Origin of the sequence: Shewanella sp. SG44-6 (assembly GCF_014164185.1) — a bacterium.
GTDB classification, from domain to species: Bacteria; Pseudomonadota; Gammaproteobacteria; order Enterobacterales; family Shewanellaceae; genus Shewanella; species Shewanella vesiculosa.
The window spans coordinates 1-20634 of the sequence record NZ_JACJER010000085.1 but is presented as its reverse complement, the minus strand read 5'-3'; the positions used below and the strand labels follow the sequence as shown (position 1 = coordinate 20634).

Here is a 20634-nt window from a genome sequence, read left to right as displayed (position 1 = left end):
GGACGCATAGACCAAGAAAATAGGAAAAAAGCTAGCACGAAGATACCAGCTAAAAGAGCCAGTTGGACTTGGACAAAGGCATGGTTAGGCGACGAGGTAAAAAGAATAGAACCAATAACAGTTTCAAGCTTTTCCACTTGAGAAAAAAGCGTTAATACCCCCGCAATGATCAGTAAGGTTGTGGAAGCAAAAAATGCAATATTACGCTCTAAATTAGCCAACAATGCCGCTTCGGCCACACGTATTTCTTTAGCGATAACTTGTGACATCCAATGTATGCGCTGCTGATGCATCACTCGCGCAATACAGTTGGTGTTTTTCGCTTTACGTTTGGCAAAACTGGTATAACCGATCCAACTGACCAAAAATACACTTAACGCTAGCGCATCTAACCAAGACATAACCATACTGATTAACCCGCGTAATAATAAATAATAGATTGATTATGCATTAGATTTCATCATGCTAAAATCAGTTTGTTTGCTGAGCGGTTAAATAGCTCACTCATTAAAAGGGACTTGGACAAACATAATCGATCCTTTGTTCGGTCACTGGATGAGTAAAAGATAATCCACTAGCGTGCAGCATCAAGCGACTCGACATCTGCTGAGAATGTTCATTATAGTACAAGTCACACCCCAAAATAGGATGACTAATTTGTTGGCTGTGCAAACGTAACTGGTGTGTACGTCCAGTTATAGGGGTAAATTCCACTCGGGTAGATATCCCCTCTTGATGTCGCTTTATTACTTGGTATTGACTGTGAGCGAGTTTGCCATGGTGGTGACACACTTTCATTAACGGAAAATGCTCGCTGTCTTTGGCTATCGGTAACCTAATATCACCAAAGTCGTTAACTACATCGCCATAAAGTACAGCGGTATACTGTTTAGTAATAGTGCGCTGCTGAAACTGTTTTGTTAGTAATCCATTGATGACTTTGTTTAATGCCACCAGCATGATGCCAGAGGTACCAAAATCAAGTCGATGTACTAAGGTTGCCGTAGGGTAATCTTGCACTAAACGATAGTGTACTGAATCCTTATTTAATGGATTTTTCCCCGAAAGACTCAATAAACCTGTTGGCTTATTGATAAGCAGTAGATGTTCATCTTGGTATAAAACATCAATAATTCCATCACAAGGTGGCGCAATAAATTCAGTCATAATATTTCGTCAGCATATCTTAATAACCATCATATCTTAGTAACATGATATTTGTGATAACCATATCGTAGTCGCCATACCCAATGAGTAACATCTTAGCAGATGTCCTACCTTGAGCGGGATAACAATAAAAAAGGTGGCTAATAAGCCACCTTTTTTCATATTCACACAAAGCATACAGAATTAAGTTCGTAATTTTGCTAACTGCTGATGCTGCTCATCCACTAGCTTGGCTAAACTGTCACTGCTTTGCTGAGCACTGTCGGCAAGCTGTGACAATTCTGATGCAGAATCCGAAATACCAGTAATGTTACGATTAACCTCTTCGGTTACCGCACTCTGCTCTTCTGCGGCGGTAGCAATATGCGTCACCTGACCAGACACCTCGTTAATTTGTTCTACAATGGCATTAAGCGACTGCAATGCCAGCTGAGTTTGCTCTACGGCTTTTTGTGCACCTTGAGCGCCTTTATCAATAATACTCGAAGCATTTTTAACTTCTTTTTGTAACGATTCAATTAAGGTACTAATTTCATTAGTCGACTTTTGCGTTCTAGACGCTAAGGTCCTCACTTCATCAGCAACAACAGCAAAACCTCTACCTTGTTCTCCGGCACGGGCCGCCTCAATCGCTGCGTTTAGTGCTAAGAGATTAGTTTGTTCAGCAATCGAACTGATCACCTCTAAAATACGGCTAATATTGGAGCTACTTTGCGACACCATGCCCACCGCTTTCTGAGCTTGCTCAGAATCTGTCGACATGCCTTCAACAAACACCATAGCCTGGGTTAAACGCGTCTGACCATCTTTAACATTGACAGTCATTGACTCGGTTTCCATTGCCGTTTGCTCAGAAGCTTTTGCCACTTCTAGCGCGGTAGCACTCATTTGATTGACCGCAGTAACCACACTTTCAATTTCGCCATATTGACGATTAACACTTTCGCGAGTGTGCTTAGCGATGTCTGCCGACTTAATACTTTCTTGCTGTGAGCGGTCTGCAAGCACTTTTAGTTCGGAGATCAGATAACGCAATTTCGCAATAAAGGCATTGATACCACTGCCAAGGGCGATTAATTCCGCATGAGATTCAACTTCAATCGATTGGGTTAAATCACCTTCTGCACTGGCAAGATTCTCGACCCTAGCTTGGATCATATTAAGCGGCGAAATAATGCTTTTAATTACTAGACTGATAATCAGTACAGCAATAGCGGTAACTATGATGCCTATGGTTAGCAGTAAACTTCCCAGCGACGTTGCCATCTCATTCATGGCAGTGTTCATATCATCAACCGCCATAAATGCGTTACTTTTTGGCGCTTCAATAATCAATGACCAAGTCGCATTGGCGATAGGAATATTAATAGGATAAGCCACAGCGATAGTATTGGGCTCATTAACAAACCCCGATGAATTGTTTAACGCCAATAGTTTTTTGGCCAATTCTGGCCCTACAGACTCACTCAAGGGTCTAGCAAGTTTTTTATAATGACTGGCAGCGACCACAAATCCTTTTTGGCTCACCAAGGTCACCTTGGCCTCTCCACCATATAAGCTTTTAGATAATTCCATGATCATGGTTTGAAATATCGGCAAATTAATATCTGCACCAACTAAACCTTTAAATTGGTTATCAACAATCACAGGCACGGTTAGCGAGGTCATTAACGCTGTATTACCTGGAGTGATTTCGTATAAATAAGGCTCCATTAAACAAGGCTTCTTAGTATCTTTAGCGCATAAGTACCACTCTGCTTCGCGCATACCAAACTCATTTAACGTCGTAATATATTTTTCAGCTGCATCATCAACTTGGTTCTGCTCAACAGTGCCATCATCATTGCGAGTATAATATATTTCCATGGTGCCCGAGCTCACGACACTGTGAGGTGCACCTTGAGTGTATTCACTATCAAGACCATCATAACCATTTGGTTCAAATTGCGCGTACATAGATGACAGTTGGCTATTTTTTTGAAGTATTGCAGCGACAGACAACTCAACACGTTCACGACTTAAAGGATCTTTTTTTGAGCTTTGCTCAAGTAAGCCAGCAAATGAAAAAGGGATCCTATAGGCCTCATTAATAAATCCCGCCACTCGTTCGCCATATTCCCCGGCTCTTGCTGACAGTTTGTCGTTAATCTCTTGCTTTAGCGCTATCTCTACTTGTGTGGCTAACTCAGCATTTTTTTCTTTTAATCCCAGCCAGAGACTTAGAGAAAGTGAAATTACTGTGACAATAAATAATGTCGAGGTGATCCATAACAACTTTGACCTAATGGATAATTCCTTCATTCAAGTGGGCTCCTGCTTTAGTATGATTTTTAGATATAAATAAAGTGTAGTCAGCTTTAAAAATTAAGTTTGTTTAATCCAAAAAAAATCCCACAAAAGCAGGATTCTATTTATTCTAGATCATAAAAAGACTGGTTATTTAAACACCGCTTGAAATGTGCTATCCATAATCGCCAGACCGGCATCAATTTGTGCATCAGGCGCTGTTAACGGAACTAATACACGAATAACGTTACCGTAGGTGCCACATGACAATAAAATAAGCCCACGGCTTCGCGCTTCAGCTAAAATTTTGCCACTATACTGCGGCGCAGGCTCACCGTCTTCCATCAGCTCAATGGCGATCATTGCACCTAAGCCTCGAACATCAGCAATTTGCGGGTATTTAGCCTGCATGTCGGTTAATGCTGATTTGAGTTTGTTACCCACTTGATTGGCACGGGCTAACAATTGCTCTTCTTCAAACACTTCGATAACGGCTAATGCCGCAGCACAAGCAATAGGACTACCACCATAAGTGCCGCCCAAACCACCTGCAGTAACGGCATCCATCACTTCGGTTTTACCAGTAATGCCTGATAATGGGAAACCACCGGCAATTGACTTAGCAAAGGTAGTGATATCTGCTGCTACGCCCATTTGCTCCATCGCAAAAAACGTGCCTGTACGACCCGCACCGGTTTGCACTTCATCAGCGATTAATACAATGCCATGGGCGTCACAGAGTTCACGTAGACGTTTCATAAATGACGGCGTCACAGCGTAGAAACCACCTTCGCCTTGAACGGGTTCTAAAATGATGGCAGCAATATCAGCAGGCTCAGCATCATTTTTAAAAATGCGCTCAATCGATGCCATAGCATCGTCTTCAGACACGCCATGCATTTCACATGGAAATTCAGCTCTAAACACGTTAGCTGACATTAAGCCCATACCTTTACTGTAGGGTGCTACTTTGCCAGTTAATGCCAAGGCAGCAATAGTGCGACCATGGTAACCAGACGTAAATGCAATAACCCCCGCTCGTTTGGTATAAGCCCGCGCGACTTTAACGGCGTTTTCGACCGCTTCCGAACCACTGGTGAACAACGCGGTTTTTTTAGCAAAGTCACCAGGCACCAGATGATTGAGTTTTTCACACACTTCAATGTAACTTTCGTAGCCAAGCACCATAAAACAAGTATGTGAAAACGCCTCTAACTGCGCTGCCACTGCAGCTTTAACTTTAGGGTGTAAATGGCCGGTGTTAAGTACGGCGATACCACCTGCAAAATCAATATATTCACGGCCTTCAACATCCCATACTGTGGCGTTTTCCGCTCGTTCAGTAAAGATTGGGTGGATCTGTCCTACACCTTGAGCCACTGCCGCTTGGCGACGTGCCATTAGTCCATCATTTGTTTTAGTCATTGCCCACTCTCTTAAACTGACATGCAGATATATTTCATTTCCAGGTATTCTTCGATACCAAACTTTGAACCTTCACGGCCTAACCCAGACGATTTAATACCACCAAAAGGTGCTACTTCAGTCGAGATTAATCCTGTGTTGACGCCAACCATGCCATATTCAAGCGCTTCAGCAACCTTGTACACTAACGAAATATCACGACCGTAAAAATACGCCGCTAAACCAAACTCAGTGTCGTTTGCTTGCTTGATCACATCATCAACATCATCAAACTTAAACAATGGAGCCAAAGGACCAAAAGTCTCTTCGGTTGCCACTAACATCTGGCGTGTTACGCCGGTTAAAATAGTCGGTTCGAAGAAATAGCCACCAAGATCATGAGGTTTACCACCAGCAAGGATCTGCGCACCTTTTGCTACAGCATCATCTAAATGAAGCTGAACTTTTGCTACGGCATCGGCGTTGATCAATGGTCCAGTGGTTACACCCGTTTCTGTACCTAGTCCCACTTTAAGCTTAGCCACCGCGACAGCGAGAAGTTGCGCAAATTCATCGTAAACGCCCGATTGCACATAAATACGATTGGCACACACACAGGTTTGACCCGCATTACGATATTTGGCAATCATTGCGCCTTCAACGGCAGCATCAATATCTGCATCATTGAATACGATAAACGGTGCATTGCCACCTAGCTCAAGTGATAGTTTTTTCAGTGTTGGCGCGCATTGCTCCATCAGTTTAATGCCGACTGGTGTTGAGCCAGTAAACGATAACTTACGCACAATTGGGCTGTCGCACATGGCCTTACCGATGGCGATTGAGTCACCGGTAACCACACTAAATACACCTGCAGGAATACCGGCGCGCTCAGCTAACTCGGCTAATGCTAATGCGGTAAATGGCGTTTGCGGCGCAGGCTTAACGACCATAGTACAACCAGCAGCTAATGCTGGCGCGGCTTTACGAGTAATCATAGCCGCAGGGAAATTCCATGGTGTAATCGCCGCGGTAACGCCTACAGGCTGCTTAATAACCGTAATACGTTTATCTGCTTGATGCCCAGGAATAGTATCGCCATACACACGCTTAGCTTCTTCTGCAAACCATTCAATAAAGGACGCGGCATAAGCCACTTCACCTTTGGCTTCGGCAAGTGGTTTACCTTGTTCTGTGGTCATCAATAGTGCTAAATCATCACTGTGTTGCAACATTAGCTCAAACCAACGACGCAGCTTTTGGCCGCGCTCTTTTGCGGTTAAGGCTCGCCACGCTGGTAGCGCCGCATTTGCAGCGTCGATAGCCGCAAGTGTTTCGGCATTGCCCATCACAGGAACATGACCAATGACCTCATGCGTGCCAGGATTCGCTATGGCAATCGTTTTACCACTATCGGCATTGCGCCACTGGCCATTAATGTAGCACTGTTGACGTAATAAACTTGGATCGATTAATTTCACAATATTCTCCTAAACTGACGTTTGTACTCAACCTACTCGCACTCTCTCTACCAGTACGTAAAGCTGGTTAAATTCCAAACTTATCTCTAAGGGTGTAATACCAAGCGCCTATGGCACTAAACGGTACACGCATAGCATGACCACCAGGGAATGGATAATGAGGTAATGCGGCAAAAGCATCAAAACGCGTGGCTTGACCATTAAGCATTTCAGCAATCAGCTTACCCGCCAAATGAGTGTAGGTAACCCCATGGCCACTACACCCTTGTGAGTAATAAATATTGTCGCCAATACGTCCCACTTGCGGCAAACGCGACAAGGTCATTAAAAAATTACCTGTCCAAGCGTAATCCACCTTAGTCCCTTTTAATTGCGGGAAGGTCTTTAATAACTTAGGCATAATTAAGGCTTCAACGTTAGCAGGATCGCGTGCGCCGTAAACTACGCCGCCACCAAATACCAGACGTTTATCTCCGGTAAGGCGGTAATAATCTAATAGATAATTACAATCTTCTACGCAATAATCTTGTGGCAGTAAACTGGCGGCCATTTCATCAGACAATGGTTCAGTGGTAATCACCTGAGTGCCACACGGCATGGATTTAGCTTGCAGCTCTGGCAGTAACTTACCTAAATATGCATTACCTGCAACTACCACGTATTTACACTTAACTTGGCCCAGCGCGGTATGCACAATCGGTGAAGCACCGTCATCTACCTTTATAACAGCAGAGTCTTCAAAAATTAGCCCACCAAGAGATTCAACCGCACGAGCTTCGCCTAAAGCAAGGTTTAGAGGGTGAATATGACCACCGCTTTTATCGAGCAAACCACCAACATATAAATCGGTATTGACGACATTACGTATGCCATTTTGATCGAGTAACTCTAAATGGTTGTTATGACCATGCGCTTCCCATAAGGATTTTTGACCTTCTAAATGACGCATTTGTTTTGCGTTCATGGCGGCAAATACACCGCCATCTTTTAGATCACAATCAATGTTGTATTTGGCAATACGATCACGAATAATTTGGCCACCTTCGAATGCCATTTTGCCAAATAGCTTAGCTTGTTCTTTGCCGACAACACCTTCAATAGAATCAATATCGCGACTAAAAGAATTGACGATTTGACCACCGTTTCGACCAGATGCTCCCCAGCCAATCCTTGCTGCTTCAAGCACCACAACTTTCATGCCACTTTCTAATAAATGTAACGCAGAAGACAGCCCGGTATAGCCCGCGCCAATGATACAAACATCTGTTTCAATTATAGATTCTAAGCGAGGGCGTTCAACTTTATCATTAGCCGACGCGGCATAATATGAACTAGCATGAGGTGTGGCGGACATAGCACTTCCTTTATAGGTTCAAAACGTAAAACAACTGATTCATCCTACACTTAAGCAAATTCAAAAACTAGCATTTACTATGAAATTTTTGACACTTTGTAGAATATATTAAACACCCACGTAATCAAAATAGCGTAAAAACATTTGAGTAGCAGACATAGCGAATAAAAAAGCCATACTGATGTCAGTATGGCTTTTAATCTTGGTCTATTGAATGATGTTATTCCATCGCAGCTTTGGCTTTTTTCTCTGCTCGGCGGGCTAAATACCAAGACAGGAAAGCAACCAAGGACACAGCTAAAATAATAATTGTCGCTAGCGCGTTAATCTTAGGTGATACCCCTAAACGCACAGACGAAAACACGACCATTGGCAAGGTTGTAGAACCCGGACCAGAGGTAAAGCTGGCAATCACTAAATCATCTAATGACAAACTGAATGATAATAACCAACCAGCAATAAGAGAGGGGGCGATCATGGGTATGGTAATCAAAAAGAAGGTTTTTAATCGCGTTGCACCTAAATCCATCGCGGCTTCTTCAATTGATAAGTCCAGTTCACGCAGTCTTGACGACACCACCACAGCAACATAAGCCGCACAGAAAGTAGAGTGAGCAATCCACACGGTAAACATGCCACGTTCAGTGGGCCAGCCAAAGGTTTCTGATATCTGTACAAATAATAATAATAACGACAAACCGGTGATGACTTCTGGCATAACCAAAGGAGCAGTAATCATATTAGACAGGGTTAACTTAGCCCATGAGCGTCTAAAACGGGTCATAACAAATGCCGCCATCGTACCAATTATCACCGCCATAGTAGAACTGTAAAAGGCGATGCGTAAACTGGTCCAGACGGCATTTAGTATTTGCTCATCTTGAAATAGTTCGCCATACCATTTAGGTGAAAAACCTCCCCATACGGTAACCAATTTTGATTCGTTAAATGAATAGATCACCAAAATAAGCATTGGCGCATATAAAAATATCAATCCAAACCACAACATCACTTTAGAGAAACTTAAGTTCTTCATAGATCGTTCTCCATGTTGCGTGACTGATATCGATGGAACAAGGTAATCGGGATAATCAGTAACGCTAACATCACAATGGCTAATGATGACGCTACAGGCCAGTCGCGGTTATTAAAGAACTCTTGCCACAACACCTTACCAATCATTAATGTGTCTGGGCCGCCCAGTAATTCAGGAATAACAAACTCACCTACCGCAGGGATAAATACCAACATAGAGCCAGCGATAACACCGCCCTTTGATAATGGTAGAGTGATTTTCCAGAAGGTATTAAGACTGCTAGAGCCTAAATCTGATGCCGCTTCAATTAAGCTTAAATCCAATTTAACCAAAGTGGCGTACAGCGGCAAAATCATAAACGGCAGGTAGGCATAAATAATACCTATGTACACAGCAAAGTTAGTATTGAGCATTTGTATCGGTTCTGAAATAACCCCTAACCACATCAAGGCATTATTAATTAGACCGTTATTGCTTAAAATGCCCATCCAGGCATAAATACGGATCAAAAATGAAGTCCACGACGGCAGCATGACCAACAGCAGTAATACCGCCTGCATTTTTACTGGAGCACGGGCAATGGCATAAGCCATTGGAAAACCGAGTACCAAACACCCAATAGTGGCAAAGAAAGCCATTTTTAATGAGGTCAGATAAGCCATGTAATACATCGAATCTTGCAATAACAATAAATAGTTACCCAAGTTAACGAATATATTGAGTGCCTCATCTACATAATTAAATGTTGCCTCGTAAGGTGGAATCGCAATCGCAGCAGTAGAAAAACTGATCTTTAGCACAATGGCGAACGGTAAGGCAAAAAACAATAACAACCATAGGTATGGAATCCCCATGGTGAGATGTCGGCCTTTGAAAATTTTCAATGGATTCTTCATGAGTTTAATACAACCCCGCTGGTGTCTTCCCAACTGATGTAAACCTCTTCTTCCCATGTAGGATGATCGGCGCGGCGTTCACGATTAATCATTGAGCATTGGACAATTTGATTGTTTTTTAACTTGATGTAATACACTGATAAACCACCAAGATAAGCAATATCATGCACTACACCATGGGCCCAGTTGTAATCACTTTCGGGCTTTTGACGGCTAATAATGGTTTTTTCTGGGCGCAAAGCTAAAAATACATGTTTATTTTCAAGGCTGGTTGAAATACCGTGACCAATATAAAACAGCTGCGATAAGGTTGGAGACTTAATGATTGCGTGGTCAACTTCATCTTCGATGATCTCACCATCAAATAAATTAACCGTACCAATAAACTCTGCCACCATTCGACTGGCCGGCGACTCATAAATATCCATTGGGCTGCCAGTTTGTGCAATCCACCCTTCATGCATAATAGAAATGCGTCCAGCCATGGTCATGGCTTCTTCTTGGTCGTGGGTAACCATCACACAAGTCACGCCTACCGCTTCTAAAATATCGACCACTTCTAACTGCATTTGCGTACGCAGCTTTTTATCTAATGCGCCCATTGGCTCATCAAGTAATAATAATTTAGGTCGTTTCGCTAACGAACGAGCGAGTGCCACACGCTGACGCTGGCCACCTGATAACTGATGCGGTTTACGTTTACCGTACTTTTCCATGTGCACCAGTTTAAGCATTTCTTTAACCCGCACGGCTATATCAGCCTTGGGCATTTTGTCTTGCTTTAATCCAAAAGCGATATTTTGCTCAACCGTCATATGCGGAAATAATGCATATGATTGGAACATCATATTAATAGGACGCTCGTATGGCGGCATATCAGTTATGTCGACACCATCAAGGAAAATACGCCCTTCACTTGGCTTTTCAAAGCCCGCTAACATACGTAATAAAGTTGACTTACCAGAACCTGAACCACCCAGCAGCGCAAATATTTCGCCACGATTAATGGTTAATGACACATCGTCTACTGCACGGACGTCGTCGAAAATTTTACTCACACGCTCAATTTTAAGCAGTACTTTATCTTGCGTCTTTGTGATTGGTTTATTGGTGACGCCCGAGGTGTTTACCATAATACTGCTCCGCCTTTTTGGAGTGTGCATACCACAACAGAAAAGTCTGTTTCAGGGCACACGTAACAATCTGTTAGATGGCTAAATTAGCCAATAAATACATAAATATGTTTAAAAAACAGGGCGAGGAACTCGCCCTGTTATGAGCGAGAAAGGTTATTGACCTGACTTCACTTTAGTCCAAGCACGTGTGACTACACGTTGAATTTTTAATGGACGAATATCACCAATATATAACTTATCAATTACCGATTGAGGTGGGTAAATGGCTGGGTCATTACGGATAGCTTCGTCAACTAATGCTTGTGCTGGTGCGTTAGGATTTGCGTAAGCAACATAGTTACTGATAGGTGCAATCACTTCAGGGCGAAGTAAATAGTTTATCAGCTTATGGGCGTTATCAATGTTAGTGGCATCTTGTGGAATAGCTAACATATCAAACCATAAGTTGGCGCCTTCTTTTGGAATAGAATAGCCAATCTTATTACCGTTACCGGCTTCATCTGCACGTGCAGCTGCTTGGAATACATCACCAGAGAAACCAAACGCGACACAAATATCACCATTCGCTAAATCAGAGATGTAGCGTGAGGAATGAAAATACGTGACGTAAGGACGTACTTTTTCCAATACTTCGGCGGCTTTTTCATAATCATCAGGATTTTTACTGTTAGGATCTAAGCCTAAATAAATCAGCGCTTGAGGTAACATATCATCAGCAGAATCTAACATCGAAAAACCACATGATGCGATTTTTTCTGCGTACTTAGGATTAAAAATTAACTCTAGAGAATCAAATGGCGCATCTTCACCTAACACCGCTTTGACTTTATCGATATTGTATCCGATACCATTAGTGCCCCATAAATAAGGGATTGCATACTGGTTATCGGGATCGGCTTTTTGAAGCTGTTTCATTAAATCAGGCTTTAAGTTGGCATAATTAGTCAACTTAGCGCGATCAAGTTTTTGAAAGGCGCCCGCTTTAATTTGCTTAGCTAAAAAGTGATTAGACGGAACAACAATGTCATAACCGCTGTGGCCAGAAAGTAATTTTGCTTCAAGTACTTCATTGCTGTCGAACACGTCATAAATGACATGAATACCGGTTTCTTTCTCAAAATTGGCTAAAGTATCTTCGGCAATATAATCCGACCAGTTGTACATTTTAACCACTTCCTGAGCCTGAATAGCGGTGCTAGCAAACACACCTGCTGTAATTAAGGCCACTGTGGATAGTTTGTTTAATAGCTTCATACTTTCTCCCTTTTGGATAATGGTCAGAATGGTACTGACATTCGTTTTTTTCGCTAGATCTTAACAGCGTGTAAAATCTTCTTTCTATTGAAAGAAATTATCCAATGCTACAACTTAACTATGCATCGGTATGGTTAACGCAACATCACTTTCGCCTTTCACTGTGAATACTATCAAAAACATTTTCGATTACTAGATCTGCTAAATGCAATTGGTTAAAAAATCACTATATCGCAATAATCATTCAGTAATTATGTATTAGTTGAGCATATTTAGGTGTTGATAAGTGTCATTTAATGCTTGGGTTGCTTTACTCACTAGCTCGTCAATTTCTGCGTGGCTAATGGTTAATGGTGGCGAAATAATCATAGTGTCGCCGACCGAACGCATAACTAAACCATGAGTGATACACGCATCGCGGCAATATGTTCCAACGCCGACCTTGGCGTCAAATCGCTGCCGTAATGCTTTATCTTTCACTAACTCTATGGCGGCAACCAAACCAATGCCGCGAACCTCACCCACTAATGGATGTTCGGCCAATTGTTGTAAGCGCGACTGTAAATACGGCGAACTATCATTTGCCACACGTTCAACTAATTTTTCTTGCTCAATAATACGAATATTCTCTAATGCAGCGGCAGCGGCAACCGGATGACCGGAATAAGTAAAACCATGGGTAAATTCGCCACATTCTTGCTTAATAACGTCTGCCACTTTGTCTGACACAATCACCCCGCCCATTGGCACATAACCCGAAGTCATGCCTTTGGCGATAGTGATGAGATCTGGCTGCAAATCAAAATACTCTGCTGCAAACCACTTTCCGGTGCGGCCAAAGCCGCTGATCACTTCATCAAGAATAAATAAAATATCGTATTTGGCTAAAATGCGTTTTATTTCAGGCCAATATGTTGAAGGTGGAATAATCACCCCACCCGCGCCCTGAAAAGGTTCAGCAATAAACGCGGCAACATTGTCTTCGCCTAGCTCAATGATTTTGGCTTCTAATGCCTGTGCTGTTTGTAACCCAAATGCTTCAGCAGACAAGTCTTTGCCCTCTGCATACCAATAAGGTTGCGCAATATGCACCACACCAGGAATAGGTAAATCACCTTGTTCATGCATGCCAGACATACCACCTAAACTGGCCCCGGCAACCGTTGAACCATGGTAAGCATTCACTCGACTGATAATGGTTTTCTTGTTTGGCTTACCTTTTAAATCCCAATAACGTCGCACCATGCGCAAATTAGTGTCATTTGACTCAGAGCCTGACCCGGTAAAAAACACATTATTCATGTGCGCTGGAGCCAGAGAAGCAATTTTTTGAGCTAACTCAATTGCAGGAGGATGAGAGCATTGAAAAAAACTATTATAAAAAGGTAGCTTCTGCATCTGCTGGCTGGCGGCATCAACGATTGACTGGCGACCATAACCCACATTGACACACCATAAACCTGCCATCGCATCGAGCAATTTATGTCCCATTACATCCCACAAATAGACGCCATCTGCACGTTCAATCACCCGAGTCCCTTTTTCGGCTAACCCCTTTGAGTCGGTGAATGGATGAATAAAATGTTGTTTATCTGCAGTTTGCAGACGCTCAAGCTCATGTTGCTGGCTCATCGCATCTGTCGGTAATGGGTTTGGCATACTGGTATCCTTACAAACAGGTAACAAATTAATGTCTATTTGCTACCTGTTGTTATCCACAAACATTAGTAATCTAAGTTAACGTTCTCAACTATCATTACACGGTTAATAATAAGAACTCACGTTCCCATGAACTTACAACGCGTCTAAAGTTTTCCAGCTCAGCTTGCTTTACCGCCACAAAACCTGTGGTAAATGATTGGCCTAGATACTCAATACAAGCATCACTGGTTTGCATCGCAACTAACGCTTCCTCTAAGGTTAAAGGTAAGCAGTTGTCATTATTAGTACGGCTTTCATTTGACTTGCCGGTCACAGGCGTAGAAGGTTTTAAATCATCAACCATACCGATATAACCACATAATAAGCTGGCAGCAATCGCGAGATAACAGTTAGCATCGGCACCTGGAATACGGTTTTCAATACGACGATTTTGTGGTGATGATTCTGGAATACGTAAGCCACAAGTACGGTTTTCAACGCCCCATTCAAGGTTTACGGGTGCAGATGTACCAGGCAAGAAACGGCGGAACGAGTTAGCACTTGGCGCCATTAACGGTAACAATTCTGGAATGTACTGTTGTAAGCCCGCAATGTAGCTAAGGAATAATTTGCTTTGAGTACCATCTTCTTTAGTGAAAATGTTTTTACCGGTTTTAATATCAAGCACGCTTTGGTGAATGTGCATTGCGCTACCAGGCTCATCGGTAACCGGCTTGGCCATAAATGTGGCACACACATCATGCTTTAACGCAGCTTCTTTCAATGTGCGCTTAAAAATGAACACCTGATCGGCTAATGACAATGCATTGCCATGGCTGAAGTTAATCTCCATTTGTGCCGGACCGTCTTCATGGATCAAGGTATCAATATCAAGGCCTTGAACTTCACACCAGTCATACATGTCTTCGAACAAAGGATCATATTCGTTAGCAGCGTCGATAGAGAAAGACTGACGTCCAGCTTCTGGGCGACCAGAGCGACCAATAGGTGGCTTAAGCGGTAAATCATGGTCGTCAGAGCGTTTGGTGAGGTAGAATTCCATTTCTGGCGCAATAACCGGTTCCCAGCCTTTATCTTCATAAAGCTTTAGTACTTTCTTCAATACATTACGCGGTGACAGTTCAATCGGGTTGCCCATACGATCATAACAATCGTGAATAACCTGTGCGGTAGCTTCAACAGTCCATGGCAGCATGAAAACAGCGTTTTCGTCTGGCACACAAACAAAATCGATATCGGCATCATCAAGAAGTTGATAGTAAATCTCATCATCGATGAAATCACCAGTCACTGTTTGTAACAACACACTCTCAGGTAAACGCATGCCTTTTTCTGATACAAACTTATCTACTGGGGCTATCTTGCCACGTGCAATCCCAGTCATGTCACTGATAACACATTCAACTTCGGTAATTTTTTTGTCTTTCAAAAAAGCGATTAACTTATCCATTTTTATCTCACTTGTGTTGCCGCATAATGTCTACAGGCTTGTCCGAATGCTTCGAAAATAGCAGTATAGAATGCATTTTCAGTTACTTTCCATTCTGGATGCCATTGAACACCTAATGCAAAATTTTTAGCATTTTTAACAGAAAATGCTTCGACTAATCCGTCTGGAGCGAATGCTTCTGGCTGTAACCCCTCACCAAGACGATCAACGCCTTGAGTATGAACAGAGTTAACCTCTGCGGTGTTACAGCCCCATGCATCGTGAAGAAGCCCGCCAGCGACAAGATTTACTTGATGCGAAATACCATATTGTTCATCTAAAGGGGCTTTCTTATCTTCACGATGTTCAATATACGTGCCAACTTCATGTAGCTTTTGATGCAAACTGCCACCATACACCACATTCATTTCTTGAAAACCACGACAAATACCCAATACCGGAATACCGGCATCAATCGCAGCTTTTATCATGGGTAAGGTTATTGCGTCACGCTTGGGATCATGATGAGTGCCCTCATCACTAGGGAGCCCTTGGTAGTGGTGAGGTTCAACATTTGATGGTGAGCCAGTGAAAAGAATGCCGTCAAGACGAGCAAGAATAGCGTCAATAGGCGCATCGACACCAAGCGATGGGATAACTAAGGGAAAACCTTTTGCGCCATTGACCACACTCAACAAATATTTTTCGCCCACTATGTTAAATGGATGAAGACCTATTTGCTGATTGCACGCTACTACCCCTATGAGGGGAATACCTGACTGAGACATATCTCACCTTTAGCAAAGAATGTGATGAACTTATTGTTTTACGTGTTCATTTTTTCACACACTACACGGATTTTTTTAGCTAGGCAAGAGGATAACGGAGGATAAAAATAACTTTTAATAAAAATAAATTAAAACACTTTAAATACATCACATTAACTTTAAATCAACCAGGATGTATAAAAAAATCATCTCATCAACATTGATGAGTTAACACGATAAAATGCGCCAAAATGGGGAGATGAATGCACAATAAAAGGGAATTTGTTGCTTAATATTCTTTACACAAAACAATAAACACATGCTAGGAGGAGAGTCTGTAACAGCAAAAAGTAGACTCATTATTTACTTTTGATAGGTGGGAATAGCTAGATTAATGGATGATCTTGCGCTATTCCCTTAAACAAAAACAGTCGATATAAGCAGAAAGAAATGAATGATAAACCATCAAAAATCAGCGGGGGTCGTTGCACTTACAACCTTACAAGCTTGCTCAAATGGGTTACGAAAACGATGTGGTTGTTCACTGTTAAAATAATAACTGTCACCTTCTTCAAGAGTAAAAACTTCTTCACCCACAGTAAGCTCAAGTTTACCAGAGACAATGATACCGCCTTCTTCACCCTTGTGCTGCAGCATTTCAGCGCCGGTATCAGCGTTCACTGGGTATGTTTCACTCATCACTGACATTGCTCGGTTGGGGTAATCTCGGCCAATTAGCTTATAGACTAATTCACCAGTACCAATATCGAGCAACTCATTACTGCGATAAACCACTTTCAGGTCTCCAACAGAACCGTCATCAATTGAGAAGAAATCGACTAATGACATCGGGATCCCAGATAAGACCTTTTTCAGTGAACTCACCGAAGGACTGACACTGTTTTTCTCAATCATTGAAATTGTACTGTTGGTCACCCCTGCACGCTTGGCCAACTCGCGTTGAGATAACCCTTTCAATTTGCGAACAGCTTTTAGGCTTGTACCAATATCCAAATTTATTCCCCTATTAAATCTTGACTGATAGCCTGCGACTAAGTGTTGCAGATTATTAACACTTTACCAAAAATCTGTACTAATTAAGCATGATAACTTACTTAAATCAAAGCAATTGTATTTTACACTAAATAAGTGTTAAATAAAATGCACACTCTAGATGTGTCACCTTGCATCTAACTATTTATTTAAAATCTATTATTATAATACAATCAATAGCTTGGAGAGTATATGCCACGTAATTCCCCGATTCATAGCCAACAGTACCCAGATTCCTTTTATGTCGCGACAGCAAAAGAGCTTTATCAGCACCCAAAACTGACCGAAAATCTAACGGCAGATGTGTGTATTGTGGGGGGTGGATTCAGCGGGATTAATACCGCTATTGAACTCAGACAACGTGGTTACAGTGTGGTATTACTCGAAGCTAAACGCATTGGTTGGGGCGCATCTGGGCGTAATGGTGGTGAACTGATCCGTGGCATAGGCCATGACGCGACTCAATTCCGCAATGAAATTGGTGATGAAGGCGTAAAAGCCATTCAGCAAATGGGTTTTGAAGCGGTTGATATCGTCACGCAGCGAATTACCGATCATAAAATCGATTGCGACTTGCATATGGGCTATTGCGATTTAGCCGTAAAATCACGACATATGGATGATTTAGCTGCAGAATACCAAGATCTAAAAGACCAAGGTTATCAGAAATCAATCAAACTGCTGGATCGTTCGCAAATAGGTGAAGTTATCGGTTCAGACTTTTACCAAGGCGCATTAGTTGATATGGGCAGCGGACATTTGCACCCACTAAATCTAGCCTTGGGTGAAGCAAAAGTAGCTCGTGAGCTTGGCGCACAATTATTTGAATACAGCGCCGCAGAAAAAATCATTAAAGGCAATAACCCCAAAGTGATTACCGCTGAAGGCGAAGTGAATTGTAACTATCTCGTGTTGGCTGGCAATGGTTATATCGGCAATAAATTAAGCCCTTTTCTTGGCGGAAAAGTACTCCCCACAGGCACCTACTTATTAGCTACGGAGCCGTTAACCGAACAACAATGTGCCACTATTATCCCGCAAAATATGGCATTTGCCGATATGCGCGTGGCATTAGATTACTTCCACTTATCGGCAGACCGCCGTTTATTGTTTGGCGGTTTATGCACTTATTCTGGTAAAGACCCAAAAGATATTGAAGCTGAATTAAGGCCTAATCTTGAAAAAGTGTTCCCACAATTAAAAGGCATCAAAATTGATTATGAATGGGGTGGCATGATGGGCATTGGTGCCAACCGCATGCCGCAAATCGGCCGTTTACCCGACGCAGCCAACATCTACTTCGCCCAAGCCTATGCAGGTCATGGTGTAAACGCCACTCATATGGCTGCTAGATTAATAGCTGAAGCAATTAGCCAACAATCACAACGCATTGATGTGTTTAATGACATTAAACACATGACTTTCCCTGGCGGCCCAATGTTGCGCTCGCCATTGCTTGCTGCTGGAATGTTGTACCACAGAATGAAGGATTTGCTATAGGTTGATGGATTTGCTGTGGGTTGGCAAAAAGGTCAACCTTATGTCCAAACTTCGTTGGATTGAGATAGCAGGTTCAATTCCATCTTAGTTGATCATATGAATTGTCACCCTTTTATGGCCAACGGCCACTAACGTCGTGGCGCTTCGCCCACACCAGAATTTTCAAACTTCGTTTGAAGTAAGATCGCAAGGTTCCAACCTGCACGGGCAAAATACGGCGTCATTCCGGCAATGCTTTTGAGCCGGAATCCAGGTGTTATTTTTGCTTTGTACTTTTGTACTTTATGGCCTGCGGCCACTAACGTCGTGGCGCTTCGCCCACACCAGACTTTTCAAACTTCGTTTGAAGTAAGATCGCAAGGTTCCACCCTGCACGGGCCAAAAGGGGATCAACAGCAATCCCCTCTTGGATCACCCCTGCCGTTCCGGCAACATTTTCGCTTTCTAACCAAACAACAGCAGCGAAAAAATTGCGACGGAAATGTATCCAGCTTTTAACTCTATTTGGAATCGGCCTCGGCCTTATTCGAAAATGCTAACGCTTCAGATGGGGCGTCCCTTCCCCTCCAAAGCTAGCCAGACATCCATGTCTGGACTCACGTCATTTTCTTCAACAGCCTCAAGTTCAGAGTTGAATTTGGGCGTTTTCAATCAAGGAATCTAAATCATTTTTGGACAGAAGCATGTTAGCTCTAGCTGCCAAAATGAAGTTATATTCATGGCTATAAATACATGTTCAGTAAACGTTATTAGGAGAATAATAAAGCTCACGGGCTAATTAAACTCTTTAAACGAGTTCCTCAATGTTAAGGATCAGTAATTATAAATATTAATTTCTTTATGTGACGAAGGGGGTAGAGATTTGAACCCTCGCCCTCATTCTAAGACGCCTGTATACGCGGGTTGTACGAGTATTGAATGAGTAAATTGTTACACCAAATTGTTGTTTATATCGTCAGAAAAATGATGTTCAGCCTCAAATGCTAAAGCTTAGTAATAGCTATTGGGTAATAGTCTCTTGTTAGCTGTTTTTACAACGGAACTCTTGGCTTTAACTCTATACCTTTGTTTGAGAAAAAGGCGAATACCTTCTTACGCCACTCGCTATTTGCACCTAAACCAGCATTTTCTATTGAATCTACGGGAGTTTCTCCCCATTTATTTTTATACTCAATATTGGCTCCTGCTTGAAGCAAAATATATGTGGCTTGCCAATCACCAGTTGCTACTGCAGCCATAATAGGTGTTTTTTGGTGGTTATCAATTTGATTTGGATTTGCTCCATGCTTGATCAGTAAATTTAGATTATCTAATCTACTAGCCGCTAAAGCGTTATATATTGGAGAAGGTGACCAAGTATCTTTAGAGTTAAATAAATTTACATCCCCCTCGTGAGAGATAAGAATTTTAAGTAATTTAGTCGATTTGTATTGAGCAGCCCAACCCATGATAGTTCTCTTTTTAAAAAGAGCCTCAGTTGAATTTGGGTTTGCACCTTTTTCTAGAAGAAGTGTTATCTGCTTTGTATTTTCATCAAGTACAGCTTCTAGTAATAGTTTATCCATATTTTCAATTGCACATACTTGAAAAGAAATACTTAATAATATTAAGACAATCTTAATATTATTGATCAAATATTGAATCACACTCATGTTCATCCTAAACAGCTAACGCTTATTGATTTATATCATCCTACATTCTCTATATCTTTGATGTAAAGTGATAAAATACTCTCAATATTCCAAAATAATCTGAGGTTACGCGTTAATATCGTCTAAAAAAAGCGATAAAGTTTAATTGCAATATTATCAATCCATTATATTTTTCGAAATAAATCTACATTACGACTTTAGGCTTACCTAATGAGTTGTTTGACTTTAATTAAGCTAAATTTATTTATACCTGTATCTAAAATCAGTTCATTCGGTTAAGCACAATCTAACCAGTAAATAATGGTTTCTATAGAAAAGCACCTCAATACTTCGAGTAACTATTTCTCAATAAATAAAGTCAGCATGCATGTTTCTGAGAGTACAGATTTAGTAACGTAGTTTTGCTGTTTTCAATAGTAAATGAATACATCTAAATCGTAATAATGAGATAGCACACGCTGAATACACTTAAAATCACCTGCCAATGGACAGCTTACTCATTAAAGGGTAACAAGCTTTGGGGCATAAATGATTTGCATACCTTGCTTGCAATTGGC

Annotated in this window: 16 protein-coding genes; 1 reads left to right on the top strand and 15 read right to left on the bottom strand. The window is 41.9% G+C overall.

Annotated elements, in window-relative coordinates; genetic code table 11:
• From H5185_RS14900 to H5185_RS14835, 14 genes are all read right to left on the bottom strand, one after another.
• A partial coding sequence (locus H5185_RS14900; RefSeq protein WP_182742486.1) for a DUF599 domain-containing protein occupies nt 1–407 on the bottom strand: 407 nt, incomplete at its 3' end.
• Between the two features lie 100 nt (nt 408–507).
• Nucleotides 508–1167, bottom strand: coding sequence for an RluA family pseudouridine synthase (locus tag H5185_RS14895; protein ID WP_124017045.1), 660 nt, complete (start codon nt 1165–1167; stop codon nt 508–510).
• A 183-nt stretch (nt 1168–1350) separates the two neighbouring features.
• Nucleotides 1351–3468 (bottom strand): methyl-accepting chemotaxis protein, encoded by a 2118-nt coding sequence (locus tag H5185_RS14890; RefSeq protein ID WP_124017044.1) that lies wholly within the window; start codon nt 3466–3468, stop codon nt 1351–1353.
• Between the two features lie 135 nt (nt 3469–3603).
• Nucleotides 3604–4878 carry a 4-aminobutyrate--2-oxoglutarate transaminase gene (gabT, locus tag H5185_RS14885; protein ID WP_124017043.1) on the bottom strand — a complete coding sequence of 425 codons (1275 nt, stop codon included), beginning with the start codon at nt 4876–4878 and terminating at the stop codon, nt 3604–3606.
• 11 nt (nt 4879–4889) lie between these two features.
• On the bottom strand, nt 4890–6338 hold the full coding sequence (gene gabD, locus H5185_RS14880; protein WP_182742485.1) for an NADP-dependent succinate-semialdehyde dehydrogenase: 1449 nt from the start codon (nt 6336–6338) through the stop codon (nt 4890–4892).
• Nucleotides 6339–6405: 67 nt separating this feature from the next.
• Nucleotides 6406–7692 (bottom strand): FAD-binding oxidoreductase, encoded by a 1287-nt coding sequence (locus tag H5185_RS14875; protein WP_124017041.1) that lies wholly within the window; start codon nt 7690–7692, stop codon nt 6406–6408.
• Nucleotides 7693–7912: 220 nt separating this feature from the next.
• A complete protein-coding gene (locus H5185_RS14870; protein WP_124017040.1) occupies nt 7913–8728 on the bottom strand; it encodes an ABC transporter permease subunit in 816 nt (271 codons plus the stop codon).
• Entirely contained in the window at nt 8725–9624 is a 900-nt protein-coding gene (locus tag H5185_RS14865) for an ABC transporter permease subunit (RefSeq protein WP_124017039.1), read from the bottom strand. Before H5185_RS14865 ends, H5185_RS14870 begins: the two co-directional genes overlap by 4 nt.
• On the bottom strand, nt 9621–10757 hold the full coding sequence (potA, locus tag H5185_RS14860; protein WP_124017038.1) for a polyamine ABC transporter ATP-binding protein: 1137 nt from the start codon (nt 10755–10757) through the stop codon (nt 9621–9623). The genes H5185_RS14865 and potA overlap by 4 nt, the downstream gene beginning before the upstream one ends.
• Nucleotides 10758–10913: 156 nt before the next feature.
• The gene (locus tag H5185_RS14855; protein WP_124017037.1) at nt 10914–12014 is read right to left on the bottom strand and encodes a polyamine ABC transporter substrate-binding protein; all 1101 of its coding nucleotides are present in this window, start codon (nt 12012–12014) and stop codon (nt 10914–10916) included.
• Nucleotides 12015–12272: 258 nt separating this feature from the next.
• A complete protein-coding gene (locus H5185_RS14850; RefSeq protein ID WP_124017036.1) occupies nt 12273–13673 on the bottom strand; it encodes an aspartate aminotransferase family protein in 1401 nt (466 codons plus the stop codon).
• A gap of 97 nt (nt 13674–13770) precedes the next feature.
• Nucleotides 13771–15126: a glutamine synthetase family protein gene (locus H5185_RS14845; protein ID WP_124017035.1), complete on the bottom strand. Its 1356-nt coding sequence runs from the start codon at nt 15124–15126 to the stop codon at nt 13771–13773.
• A gap of 2 nt (nt 15127–15128) precedes the next feature.
• Complete coding sequence (locus tag H5185_RS14840) at nt 15129–15893, bottom strand: gamma-glutamyl-gamma-aminobutyrate hydrolase family protein (RefSeq protein ID WP_182742484.1); 765 nt, start codon at nt 15891–15893, stop codon at nt 15129–15131.
• Between the two features lie 444 nt (nt 15894–16337).
• Complete coding sequence (locus H5185_RS14835; RefSeq protein WP_124017033.1) at nt 16338–16886, bottom strand: cupin domain-containing protein; 549 nt, start codon at nt 16884–16886, stop codon at nt 16338–16340.
• 231 nt (nt 16887–17117) lie between these two features.
• On the opposite strand from H5185_RS14835, the gene H5185_RS14830 reads away from it, so the two are divergent.
• Nucleotides 17118–18425 carry an FAD-binding oxidoreductase gene (locus tag H5185_RS14830; RefSeq protein ID WP_182742483.1) on the top strand — a complete coding sequence of 436 codons (1308 nt, stop codon included), beginning with the start codon at nt 17118–17120 and terminating at the stop codon, nt 18423–18425.
• A gap of 1031 nt (nt 18426–19456) precedes the next feature.
• Here H5185_RS14830 and H5185_RS14825 read toward each other — a convergent pair.
• Complete coding sequence (locus H5185_RS14825; RefSeq protein ID WP_182742482.1) at nt 19457–20077, bottom strand: ankyrin repeat domain-containing protein; 621 nt, start codon at nt 20075–20077, stop codon at nt 19457–19459.
• Nucleotides 20078–20634 lie beyond the last annotated feature (557 nt).